Raw genomic sequence first — 12,485 nt, forward strand, 5'->3', positions numbered from 1 at the left:
ATCCCATTTTCTCGGTTCTGAATAGATGCCTAAGCCGCAGCTGGCTTCTCGGGTTGAACCGGCTCCAGCTCATAATGAAACATTTTGACTTGGAATGCATCCAGCATCACCCGCAGCGGCACCCACGTCATTTTATTCTGCGAGACAAGATCAGCCTCATGTATTTGAATCGTCCCGTCTGGCATCGTCTGCGACAGCTGCCCCTGCTTCAAATCAAACTCAACGGCCGTCTGATTCCATTCGACGTTCACGCGGTCCGACTCCACATTCCAATTGACCGTCCCGTTCAGTTTCTCAACGAGCATGCGTAGCGGCACATACGTCTTATCTTCATAGCTCATGAACTGATCTGGCTCCAAGCGGATTTGACCTTGATCCGTCTCCACGGTGAACGTCATTGGATCCTTTGCCGCCACTAGAGTCTCGATAGGCTTAACGTTGTCTTGAATCCACGCAGTGCTCACCGGCGAACGCTTCCACCGCGCCGTGGAGCCAACGTGGAATTGAACTGGCTTCACTTCCGGCGACAGCACGTCGAAGGTGTAGCCTTTTGATTTGTAAAATGCAATGATGTCCGGCAGCGCCTTGACCGTCTCGTCATGCCCAACCCCATCATGCATCAGCACGACTGTCTCTGGCAGAAGCGCTCCCTTTTTGATCGCTTGCACGATTTCTCGGGCTGGTACGCCGCGGCGCTTCGAATCCGCACTGTCTACATGCCAATCGTAGACCAAGTACCCCGCTTTATCCATTAACTCAAAGTACTGCTTGTCGAAATTCATAATCGTGCCGCCCGGCGCTCGCACCAGTACCGGCTCGTAGCCTATGATTTTCTCTACGATTTGGCCTGTACGCTTGATTTGGTTCCAGAAATTGCGGAAATCGCTGTATAACGTCTTATACTCATGATTATAGCTATGATTGCCAATCGCATGTCCTTCCTTTACGATACGCTCCACCAGCTTTGGATTGCGCTCCGCCTGCTGTCCTAGCACGAAGAAAGTGCCCTTTATGTTTTCCTTGTCCAATATATCGAGAACATCTGAGGTATGTATGCTCGGTCCGTCATCAAACGTCAAATAGATTACCTTTTCTTGTTTCTTGGCCGGCGCTGCCGCTAGCGCTGTTTTACCGCCTCTCGGTAATACTGCAGCTTCTCCAGAAGGCTTGTCCGCCTTCGCCGTCCATGCCACGTTCACCGTTCCGGCGCTCTGTGCCGCGGTTTGCTCTATATCCGATGCCGCGCGTTCTTCCATCATCATTCGCTGTGAGGAAGCGTAAGCGACTTGTTCCATTTGGGATTTCCATCCAAAGGCTGTCCAGGTTCCTGCCAGGACGAGCAGCGCACATAGCGCCGCCAAAATGCGAAGCTCCATCTTACGATTGCGTTCGTTCATGTTCTTGCTCCTCCTCTTTTTCCATTCACACTATAATAATGGTATGATAATTGCTTCATTCAATCCAATGATGAGAGACTTCAGGGCTTAGTTCATAAGCCGTATTGCTAGATTATATGAACGGTACCCGAAAAAATGACTGGCAACTCATAGATTATGCCAGATAACGCATTCACACGCAGAAGACCCGATCGGATTCCGCCGGGTCTATCGTATTTGGAGAGAACATCTCCATCCCTATTCTATGCTTCCATGCGGATCTCTCCGGTCCGGCTTGTATCATAGCCTCGAATCGCCATCAATTCTTCCCGGTATGCAGCAGAACGGAGCACTTGCAGCAGAATGTCGATCCACGGCATATGTTCGGGCTGCTTCAGAACGACGAGATCAACCTGTTCCTGCATGAGTGGCACAAAATCAATACCGACTGCATAGGCAACCTTCTCAATGCCAACCCCGACATCCGCTTGTCCGCTCCCGACCTGTCCTGCGACCGCTAAATGCGTCGTCTCCTCGTTTCCATATCCGTGCAGCACTTCTCTCTTCAAGCCGTTGATCCGCAGCTGCTCATCCAGCAGCACGCGCGCGCCGGATCCCCGCTCCCGGTTCACCAGCATAATGCCTGGCTTGGCCACATCGGTCCATGAAGCAATCCCCTTCGGATTGCCGGGTTGGACATATAATCCCGCCGAACGTGCGGCCACATGAATGACCATATAGGGAAGACCGACTAATAATTTGCGTATATAAGGAAGATTGTACTCCCCCGTATCGCCGTCGAACAGATGCGTACTCACGATATGAGCATCGCCGTGAAAGAGCGCGATCAAGCCTTCCATGCTGCCGACGAACGAACGCAGCGGGCGAATCGATTTATTCTCTCGCTCCAAATGTTTGGACAATAATTCAAGACATGCATCATGTCCGGTAATGACAAGTTGAGATGACGGCAAGGGAGCCGCCGCCCTTTGGCTGATAAGCCGCGATTCTGACAGTGCTTCTCCGTAATAAGCCGTTGCTTCGTAACGTTGCCCGCGCTGCTTGTATGCTTCCAGCTCAACGCCGTCGACCCTCATTTGCTTGCCGACGCGGTATGCGCGAAGTTCGCCTTTTTTGATCAAATCATAAACGGTCAACTTGGATACTTTGAGCATTTGTGCGATCTCATGGACCGTATAGGACATGGAATGGGGCATTGCGAACCTCCTTGGTATGCGCTTTCTTCGATCATACGATCGGATCGGCCACTTGACAAGGCAGGCCGTGATCGCCTTGTCACAAAAATGTTAGACATCACCACTTATAACTTGTTATAACTATTTATAATGAAACATAAAGTTATGCTGCGTTTGGAAATGAATGATTGCACAACAAACTGGTTTCACCGATTTTGCACTTTGCTATTATAAACGAATATGTTTGCAGGCTGAATTAGGCAAAATAAAGGTGAGCTTATCCCATTCCTTAGACAGGGGAATTGTGTATTCATCCAACTGAACGGTACATACAGGGAGGAATTAACGATGTTGAAGAAGAAGCGCCTGCAACCATACCGAATGAAAACGCACCTTGGAATGATGCTCATCCTCATGCTGTCCCTCGTCGCTCTCTTGGGGGGCGGCTGCAGCGCCAACACAGGAGTTGGAGCCAATGGGAACACGGACACGCAACCGCCCGAGGTCCAATTGACCGTCTCCGCGGCCGCCAGTCTGCAGGATGCGCTGGCAGAACTGAAGCAATCCTATGAGAAAGACCATCCGAATGTAAAGGTCCTAATTAACTTCGGTGCTTCTGGCACACTGCAGAAGCAGATTGAACAGGGCGCACCGACAGATTTATTCATCTCCGCAGGCAAGAAGCAAATGGACGAGCTGCTGCAAAACGGCTTGATCGATGACAAGTGGCAGCGCCCCTTGCTGAAGAACGATCTCGTCGTCATCGTACCGAACAATCAAGTAGCGGAGTGGACGGGATTGGAGCCGCTCGGCACGGAGCAAGTAAAGCGGATCGCTATTGGGGCGCCAGAGAGCGTGCCCGCTGGAAGCTATGCGCAAGAAGTGCTGAAAAAAGCGAAGTTATGGGAGCCGTTGGCCGACAAATTCGTCTTAACGAAGGATGTTCGCCAAGTGCTCTCCTACGTGGAAACGGGGAATGTCGATGCCGGGTTCGTCTATCGTACGGATGCGATTACCGCCAATAAAGCGCTCATCGCCTATACGGTCGACTCCTCTATGCATAAGCCGATCGTCTACCCGATGGGTATTGTAAAGGCTACATCTCATCCGACAGAAGCGCAGGAATGGTATCAATACTTGTCTGGCGAGGAAGCAAGTCACATTTTTGAGCGCTATGGCTTCCATCTTGCCGATTAATTTTCCACACGAAAGGAGGAGGAAAGGTGTCTTTCTGGAGTCCAGTACTGCTCTCTCTGCAAATTACGATCGTATCCAGCCTCATCGTAATGGGGCTTGGCATCACCGTTGCCTGGTTACTGAAAGGCCGCAGCTTTCGCGGCAAGACACTGGTCGAAACGGCCTTTATGCTTCCGCTCGTCCTCCCTCCTACCGTGGTGGGCTTCATCCTGCTCGTTCTTCTCGGCAGACGGAGCCGCTTAGGCGAATGGGCTGAGGCGTGGCTCGGCCATCCGCTCGTCTTTCACTGGTCGGGCGGGGTCATCGCAGCCATCGTCGTCTCTTTCCCGCTCGTCTACCAGTCGCTCAAGGTCGGCTTCGCCTCGGTCGATACCGAGCTGGAGCAGGCGGGACGGGCAGAAGGCGCTGGCGAATGGCAAGTATTCCGCTATATTACGCTTCCACTCGCCTCGCGTTCCATCGTGACCGCCTTCATCCTCGGCTTTGCGCGCGGGCTCGGTGAATTCGGAGCGACGCTGATGGTTGCCGGCAATATTCCGGGCATCACGCAGACCGTGCCCACCGCCATTTATTTTGCCGTGGACGCTGGCAATACGACGCTCGCTTGGGCATGGTCTGGCTGTATGATCGCCATCTCCTTCCTCCTCCTCTTTGTCGCCAATCAAGGGCAGAGGGACGCCGGCACTCGCAGTACGCGGTGACGACAGTCGGCTATTGCTGTGTATAACAGTTCCATATTCCTTAATATTGTTTTTTTCTCATCCCGCAAAAAATAACTATTGCGTTTCCCCCTCAAAGTTTGGTATTATATTCCTCGCTCTCTCTACGCGCATTTCACCCTGCATCGAAGTGTCGGCTTGCCGAAATTCATGATGATGACGGAGGTGTTGAATGCTTTTTTTAACGTTGGCCCGCAAAATGTATCTCAGCAACTTGCAGTACCGCAGTGCACATCTCGTGCACAACATCGCAAGCGCTCTGTTCGGCCTCATTTACGTATCGGTCTGGACAGGCATCGGCGAAGGCCGTTCGCTTGGCGAATACGGATTGAATGGCATAATCAGCTATGTCGCGTTCAATCAGGCGAGCTTATGGATCGCCGCCTTTCTCAACAACGGACTCGGCATGGAGCAGTCCGTGCGAACTGGGCAGATTGCCCTCGATCTCGTCCGTCCCGTTCATCTGTTCTATCAGCTCATGAGCAAGGAATGGGGGCAGATAGCCTACCAGTTCGTGTACAAGTTTCTTCCGATTTACGCGCTTTATTTCTTCGTATTGCCGCTTCACGTCCCCTCATCCGTTATCACTTACGTGTGGACCGCTGTAGCTTTGACGCTTGCCGCGTACATTTCCATCTGCTTGAACTATATCATCGGGGCCGCCGCGCTGTGGACGACCGAATCCCGCTGGCTGTACTGGGTCAACTATGCGTTCAGCATGCTGTTGTCCGGCTTTCTCATCCCGATTGAATGGCTCCCGCCGTGGCTCGCCGCGATTAGCCGCGCGTCGTTCTATCCATTTCTGCATTATGTGCCGACTCGAATTTACTTGGGCATGGAGTCTCCATCTGCGCTCGCCGGGTCGCTCTTCTGGTGCGCTCTATTCACTGTCGTATGTCTCGCCGTTACCGGGATGATGCGGCGCAAAGTGGAGGTGCAGGGCGGATGAAATGGATTCACATGTACGCTCTTCTCGTACGCGCAAGCATACGCAGCCGGATGCAATATAAGTTCAACTTCTGGTTCTCGAGCATCATGGCTGCGATTATTAATGTCGTCGAATTTCTCATGCTGGCGGTCATACTGCTTAAGTTCGGCCATATCAAAGGCTGGAGCTTGGCGGAAGCCGGATATTTGTATGCCGTGCTGTCTTTGTCCAAGGCACTGTACCGGATGTTCGCCTCCGATGTGCATCATTTGGAAAAGTATCTGGTCACCGGCAGCCTGGACAGCCTGCTGCTGCGTCCCGTCCCAGTTCTGCTCGCGCTTATGTCGCAAAATTTCTCGATCAAGTTCGGCGAGCTCATTCAAGGCATCGCCATTCTTGCCTTTAGCATGGGAACCATGATGCAGACCGGCCAGATCACCTGGACCGCACTGCCCCTCACCGTCATCGTCATCCTGTCGGGATCGGTGCTGCTGTTCGCCATTGGCTTGCTTACGGCAACGGCTGGATTCTGGATTACCCGGATTGAAGAGCTGCAGAACATTACCGAAGATGCGGCACGGACAGCGGCGCAGTATCCGATGAGCATATATCCGAAATGGCTGCAGGGATTGCTTATTAGCGTCATTCCGGTCGGGTTCGCCAATTATATGCCTTCGTTGTACATTCTGCGGCACGAAGCCGGGATCTGGCTGGTCGGCTTATCCATTCTGGTCGCGCTGGCGTTGTTCACAATCGCCTTGCGGGCATGGAAGATTGGACTCGCGCGATACCAGAGCACGGGCAGTTGACCGGTTGTTCGGCCAATGGAAACAAGATGACACACGCACAACCAAGACGATGAGGGCCGCCAACGCGGCAGGAGGAGATACTTCCATGATTACTGTAACTGAATTGCATAAGCAGTTCCGTCGAGCGGCGCCGAAGGAAGGGCCGTTCAAAGGGCTGCGTTCCCTGTTCTCCCGAGACTATCAGGTGAAGGAAGCAGTATGCGGCATCAGCTTCCAGATTGAACCCGGCGAATTCGTCGGCTACATCGGCCCGAACGGCGCCGGCAAATCGACGACAATCAAAATGCTGTCCGGCATTCTCCACCCAACCTCGGGGGAAGTGCGCATCTTCGGCCACAGTCCGCACCAGAAGCGCCGGCTGGTGACGAAGCGGCTTGGCGTCCTATTCGGACAGCGGACACAGCTGTGGTGGGATCTGCCGACCCGCGATTCCTACGACATTCTTGCCGCCATGTACGGGATGGACGCGGCGAAGAAGCGAACACGGCTCGGGCAACTGCGGGAGCTGCTTGCTCTGGACGAATTCCTCGACACCCCTGTCCGGCAGTTGTCGCTCGGGCAACGGATGCGGGCCGACATCGCCGCAGCACTTCTGCACGATCCAGACATTCTATTCCTGGATGAGCCGACCATCGGGCTGGACGTCATTGCGAAGCGGAACATTCGCCAGTTTCTTAAAGATATCAACCTCAATCTGGGTAAAACGATTATGCTGACGACACACGATATGGACGACATCGAGCAGTTGTGCAGCCGGGTCATCGTCATTAACCACGGCCGCCTCGGCTTCGACGGCACGATTGACGATCTCCGCCGGAGGATTGGGCTCCCTACTATTATCCGCGTCACGTACAACAAGGCGGAAAGCATGGAGCATGAGGTTCCTGCTCCGCTTCGTTGCCACAGCCGTGCCGGACGCACGCTGACCGTCGAATGCAACCGCGAACAATTAAGCGCGATGGAAGCGCTGCGCTTGCTGGAGCAGTTCGGGGAGCTGGAGGACGTTCATATGGAGGAGCCTAATTTCGAGGATATTATTCATCGGGTGTATTAAGATAGAAAAAGAGCCGGGGAGAAGCAGGAAAACATGTCCTGACTCTCGCTCGGCTCCTTTATTAAAGCTTCGGCCTAAGCAACAACCGTTCCGTCTATTCCGTCACAATGTCATGTATCAGTACAGGCGTCTCCGCATGGCTGCCAATGCGGATGTTCGCGTAAATCTTCTCGATAACATCGTCCACGCTTTCCCGATTCGCATGAATGGTCACCAGTGACTCTCCGGCTTTGACCTTGTCTCCGATTTTCTTGTTCAGCATCAATCCTACAGCCAGATCGATTTCGGATTCCTTGGTAGCGCGTCCCGCTCCGAGAAGCATGGCTGCGGTTCCGATTTCATCTGCCACGATTTCGGCGACCATGCCGTCTTCCTTCGCTGGCACTTCTATGATATAGGCTGCTTTTGGCAATTTGTCCGGGTCATCTACTACGGAAAAATCTCCGCCCTGATTGGCAATAAACTCTTTGAATTTCTCCAGCGCTTTACCGTTATGGATGACTTCTTTCAGCTTCTCTTCGGCTTCTTCCAGTGAATCTGCTTTGCCGGCGAGATAGACCATCTGTCTTCCGAGCGCGAAGCACAGCTCCTCCAGATCCTTCGGCCCGTGACCTCGGAGCGTATCAATGGCCTCTTTCACTTCCAAGGAATTGCCGATCGCGCTGCCGAGCGGCTGACTCATATCGGATATGACTGCCATCGTCTTGCGTCCGACTTTGTTGCCGATGCTGACCATGGCATGGGCCAGCTCTTTGGCATCTTCAGCGGTTTTCATGAACGCGCCTGCGCCGGTCTTCACATCCAGCACGATGGCATCGGATCCTGCCGCGATTTTTTTGCTCATGATCGAGCTCGCAATAAGTGTAATCGAATTTACGGTTGCCGTAACGTCGCGCAATGCATACAGCTTTTTGTCGGCTGGCGTGAGATTGCCAGTTTGTCCGATAACAGCGATTTTATGCTCATTTACCAAGTTCACGAATTCGTCTTTGCTGATCTCTACGTGGAATCCTTCAATGGCTTCCAATTTATCAATCGTCCCGCCGGTATGGCCGAGCCCGCGTCCGGACATCTTCGCCACCGGAATATCCAAAGCAGCTACAAGCGGAGCCAATACCAGAGTGGTCGTATCGCCTACGCCTCCGGTGGAGTGCTTATCTACCTTGATGCCTTGTATCGCCGACAGGTCGATAGTGTCTCCGGAATGAACCATGGCCATGGTCAAATCGGCCCGTTCACGCTCGTTCATATCCTGAAAATAGATGGCCATTGCCAAGGCGCTGACTTGATAATCCGGAATGTCGCCTTTTGTATATCCATCAATAATGAAATTGATTTCTTCAGTTGTCAGTTCCTTGCCGTCCCGCTTCTTCGCAATCAAATCCACCATTCTCATCGTCTTTTCTCCTCACTGTATGCATTGAAGTCATTTTGCAAAAGCATATTTTGCAAAATGCTGGTTGGACAAATCCCATCTTGGGATGCTTCGTGATCAAAAGGGGAACCTCTTAAAGGGAAATCGCGGTCTCAAGAGCCACTTCCATCATATCGCCAAAGGTTGTTTGCCGCTCCGCTGCCGTCGTTTCCTCCCCGGTAAGCAAATGATCGCTCACAGTCAAAATGGTCAACGCGTTTACACTGTATTTGGCGGCAAGCGTATACAAGGCAGTCGTTTCCATCTCTACACCAAGCACGCCGTAATCCATCAGCTTCTGTACGACGGACTTATCGTCGCGGTAGAACATATCCGAGCTGAAAATGTTGCCGACATGCAGCTTCAACCCTTTGGATATCCCACGTTCATATGCCGCTAGCAGCAGCGGAAAGCTGGCAATCGGCGAGTAATCATACCCATTGAAAACATGGCGGTTCATGCTGGAATCCGTACAGGAAGCCTGGGCGAGAACCACATCACGCACCTGAACATGCTTCTGCATGGCGCCGCACGTTCCTACGCGAATCAAGTTTTTGACGCCGTATTCGTTAATCAGCTCATTCACGTAAATGCTTGTCGTGGGAATCCCCATCCCAGTACCTTGAACCGATACGCGCTTCCCTTGATATGTTCCCGTAAAACCGAGCATACCGCGAACGTCATTGTAGCAGGCAGCCTCCTCCAAGTAAGTTTCAGCGATATACTTTGCCCGCAGCGGATCTCCCGGCAGCAAAATCGTGTCGGCTATGTCTCCTTGCTTCGCTCCAATGTGCACACTCATGATCGATTCCTCCAAGTAGGTTTATTGCAAATTCGTCAAAAAGCTGGTGCCATACTCTGGCATTGCGACCCCAAAATTGTCGGCTATCGTGGCGCCGATATCGGCGAACGTTCTACGAAGCGGCAGCTCTGTCCCCTCCGCCACAATGCGCGGGGAATAGGCTAACATCGGCACATATTCCCGAGTGTGGTCCGTGCCCTTATACGTCGGATCGTTGCCATGATCGGCGGTGATGATCAAGAGATCATCCTTCGTCATTTTGGCGTATACTTCCGGCAAACGCGCATCGAATTCCTCCAACGCTTGACCATACCCGTGCGCATCTCGCCGATGGCCATACAGCGCATCGAAGTCGACAAGATTCAGAAAGCTGAGACCGGTGAACGGCTCATCGAGCGCTTCAATCAGCTTATCCATCCCGTCCATATTGGAAACGGTTCTTACCGCTTTTGTAATCCCTTCGCCATCAAAAATATCGGAGATTTTCCCCAAAGCGATGACATCATAGCCTTTATCCTTCAGCTCATTCATTGTCGTGCGTCCAAACGGCTTAAGCGCATAATCATGGCGATTGGGCGTCCGGGTGAACTTTCCGGGTTCGCCTACAAATGGACGAGCAATGATTCGGCCGAGCATATAAGGATCATCCAGCGTTATTTCCCGGCAGAATGTACAGATATTATACAGCTCATTCAAGGACACGACCTGCTCGTGAGCCGCGATTTGCAGCACCGAATCGGCAGAAGTGTAGATGATAAGAGCACCGGTCCTCATATGCTCTTCCCCGAGCTCATCGATGATTTCAGTGCCGCTGGCCGCCTTGTTGCCGATGACCTTGCGGCCTGTCTTCGCTTCTATCCGTTGAATGAGTTCATCCGGGAATCCATCCGGAAATACACGGAACGGCGTATCGATATGCAATCCCATCATTTCCCAATGACCGGTCATGGTATCTTTTCCACTGGAGGCTTCCTGCATTTTGCAATAGTAAGCAAGCGGTTGGTCTGCTTCAGGCACGCCTTGGATGTTGCGGATGTTGGACAAGCCCAGTCTTGCCATATTCGGCATGTTCAGCCCCCCGCGTTCGCTCGCGATATGGCCAAGCGTGTCAGCGCCGATATCATCGAATTGGGCGGCATCCGGGGCCTCTCCAATGCCTACCGAGTCCATCACAATGAGGTGAATGCGTTTAAATGAATCCATGTCTTCTCCTCTCCTTCCTCATTTTATTATAGGAACAAACCGGCAATCGTTGCAGACAATACGCTGACCAGCGTGGCGCCATACAGCAATCTGAGGCCGAAGCGGGCAACCACGTTGCCTTGCTTCTCATGCAATCCTTTCACGGCGCCGGAAATAATGCCAATGGACGAGAAGTTGGCGAACGAGACCAGGAAAACGGATACAATACCCGTCGCCCGCTCAGACAGAACGGCTTGCTTGGACAGATCCAGCATCGCCACGAATTCGTTGGCTACCATCTTCGTCGCCATAATGCTGCCTGCATCTACCGCTTCTTTCCAAGGCACGCCCATCAAAAACGCAAACGGCGCAAAAATATATCCCAGCAGTTGTTGGAATGTAATGCCGAACAATCCGTCAAACAGGCCGTTGACCAGCGCGATCAACGCTACAAAACCAATCAGCATCGCAGCCACCGTAATGGCTACCTTGAAGCCGTCCATAATGTATTCGCCAAGCATTTCGAAGAAGGACTGCTTGTGTTCCTCCTGAACCTCCAATATGTCTTCTTCTTTCGACACTTTGTAAGGGTTAAGGACGGAAGCAATAATGAACCCGCCGAACAGGTTCAACACGAGCGCCGTGACGACATATTTTGGACTGATCATCAGCATGTACGCGCCGACGATCGACATCGACACGGTAGACATCGCAGAAGCGCACAAAGTATACAAACGATGCTCCGGCAGCAAGCCAATTTGCTTCTTCACGGAAATGAATACTTCAGATTGCCCCAAGATCGCGGATGCCACCGCATTGTACGATTCCAGCTTGCCCATGCCGTTCACCTTGCTCAACACTAGTCCAATATATTTAATGATAAACGGCAAAATCTTCGTGTATTGCAAAATGCCTATCAGCGCGGAAATGAATATGATCGGCAGCAGCACCATCAAGAAAAACGGAGCCTGCCCTTCGTTCGCGATACCGCCGAAGACAAAGTTCACTCCATCTGCCGCATAGGCGAGCAACGACTCAAACACGGAAGAAAATCCCTTGATTAGAAGCTCGCCCACACTCGTATTCAACAAAATGAATGCCAATATCACTTGCAGAATAACCATTTGCACCAGCGGACGATAGCGAATATTGCGTTTATCGTTGCTGGCGGCGTATGTGAGCCCGAAAACGATCAATACGCCCAAAATAGCGATTACATATTTCATTCGTACTTCCCCCCATGCTTGAGCATGTGCAGATTAAATTGACTTGCGAAAAACTTGCGCAGGCAACATATTAAACGCTTACATTTGAACGAAAAAAAGGAAATCTTGCTGATTCGATTAATCAGTGTCCATATCTCCCGCCTGAAAAGCTCCCGGCAGCAAACGCTCCATCGTCCATTCCTCGGTGTTGCCATGAAGATTGGTTAAATATATTTTCGTCTGACTGTCGCAGAATTCGGCCAGCACCTGCCGGCAAGCGCCGCATGGAGATACCGGACCTTCCGTATCCGCCACCACGGCAATGGCTTCAATCTTGCTCTCTCCCTCGGAGACGGCCTTGAAGATCGCGGTTCGTTCGGCACAATTGGTTAAGCCGTAGGACGCGTTCTCCACGTTGCAGCCACGGTACACTTTTCCTCCTGCCAGCACTGCGGCGCCGACCTGAAAGCGGGAATAAGGGGAATAGGCCTGCTTGCGCGCTTCAATCGCTTCTTGAATCAACTGTTCTTTCATGCGACATATCCTCCTCTAGTAGGGGTGTTTCAAAAGTCCCTAACGGACTTCTGAAACACGCTCTTATAT

At 52.1% G+C, this 12,485-nt stretch carries 12 protein-coding genes; 5 read left to right on the plus strand and 7 right to left on the minus strand.

Going from position 1 to position 12,485, the window contains the following annotated elements:
• Positions 1–29 precede the first annotated feature (29 nt).
• Together A372_RS0113075 and A372_RS0113080 are read right to left on the minus strand one after the other, a co-directional pair.
• The gene (locus A372_RS0113075; protein ID WP_019421304.1) at positions 30–1,397 is read right to left on the minus strand and encodes a polysaccharide deacetylase; all 1,368 of its coding nucleotides are present in this window, start codon (positions 1,395–1,397) and stop codon (positions 30–32) included.
• Positions 1,398–1,639: 242 nt separating this feature from the next.
• Positions 1,640–2,593 carry a helix-turn-helix transcriptional regulator gene (locus A372_RS0113080; protein WP_019421305.1) on the minus strand — a complete coding sequence of 318 codons (954 nt, stop codon included), beginning with the start codon at positions 2,591–2,593 and terminating at the stop codon, positions 1,640–1,642.
• Positions 2,594–2,920: 327 nt separating this feature from the next.
• Here A372_RS0113080 and modA point away from each other — a divergent pair, with 327 nt between their 5' ends.
• From modA to A372_RS0113105, 5 genes are all read left to right on the plus strand, one after another.
• Positions 2,921–3,769, plus strand: coding sequence for a molybdate ABC transporter substrate-binding protein (gene modA, locus A372_RS0113085; protein WP_019421306.1), 849 nt, complete (start codon positions 2,921–2,923; stop codon positions 3,767–3,769).
• 26 nt (positions 3,770–3,795) lie between these two features.
• Positions 3,796–4,470, plus strand: coding sequence for a molybdate ABC transporter permease subunit (modB, locus tag A372_RS0113090; RefSeq protein WP_019421307.1), 675 nt, complete (start codon positions 3,796–3,798; stop codon positions 4,468–4,470).
• A gap of 190 nt (positions 4,471–4,660) precedes the next feature.
• Positions 4,661–5,437 (plus strand): ABC transporter permease, encoded by a 777-nt coding sequence (locus A372_RS0113095; protein ID WP_019421308.1) that lies wholly within the window; start codon positions 4,661–4,663, stop codon positions 5,435–5,437.
• Complete coding sequence (locus A372_RS0113100) at positions 5,434–6,225, plus strand: ABC transporter permease (RefSeq protein ID WP_019421309.1); 792 nt, start codon at positions 5,434–5,436, stop codon at positions 6,223–6,225. The genes A372_RS0113095 and A372_RS0113100 overlap by 4 nt, the downstream gene beginning before the upstream one ends.
• An 85-nt stretch (positions 6,226–6,310) precedes the next feature.
• On the plus strand, positions 6,311–7,279 hold the full coding sequence (locus A372_RS0113105) for an ABC transporter ATP-binding protein (RefSeq protein ID WP_019421310.1): 969 nt from the start codon (positions 6,311–6,313) through the stop codon (positions 7,277–7,279).
• A gap of 94 nt (positions 7,280–7,373) precedes the next feature.
• Here A372_RS0113105 and A372_RS0113110 read toward each other — a convergent pair whose 3' ends face one another.
• The 5 genes from A372_RS0113110 to A372_RS0113130 all read right to left on the minus strand — a co-directional run bounded on the left by A372_RS0113110 (position 7,374) and on the right by A372_RS0113130 (position 12,416).
• Entirely contained in the window at positions 7,374–8,675 is a 1,302-nt protein-coding gene (locus tag A372_RS0113110) for a pyrimidine-nucleoside phosphorylase (protein ID WP_019421311.1), read from the minus strand.
• Positions 8,676–8,787: 112 nt separating this feature from the next.
• Positions 8,788–9,495: a purine-nucleoside phosphorylase gene (gene deoD, locus A372_RS0113115; RefSeq protein WP_019421312.1), complete on the minus strand. Its 708-nt coding sequence runs from the start codon at positions 9,493–9,495 to the stop codon at positions 8,788–8,790.
• Positions 9,496–9,516: 21 nt separating this feature from the next.
• A complete protein-coding gene (gene deoB / locus A372_RS0113120) occupies positions 9,517–10,698 on the minus strand; it encodes a phosphopentomutase (protein WP_019421313.1) in 1,182 nt (393 codons plus the stop codon).
• Between the two features lie 26 nt (positions 10,699–10,724).
• Positions 10,725–11,903, minus strand: coding sequence for a NupC/NupG family nucleoside CNT transporter (locus tag A372_RS0113125; RefSeq protein ID WP_019421314.1), 1,179 nt, complete (start codon positions 11,901–11,903; stop codon positions 10,725–10,727).
• Between the two features lie 117 nt (positions 11,904–12,020).
• Positions 12,021–12,416: a cytidine deaminase gene (locus A372_RS0113130; RefSeq protein ID WP_019421315.1), complete on the minus strand. Its 396-nt coding sequence runs from the start codon at positions 12,414–12,416 to the stop codon at positions 12,021–12,023.
• Between the last annotated feature and the right edge of the window lie 69 nt (positions 12,417–12,485).

This window comes from Paenibacillus sp. OSY-SE (assembly GCF_000283315.1).
GTDB lineage: Bacteria > Bacillota > Bacilli > Paenibacillales > Paenibacillaceae > Paenibacillus_B > Paenibacillus_B profundus.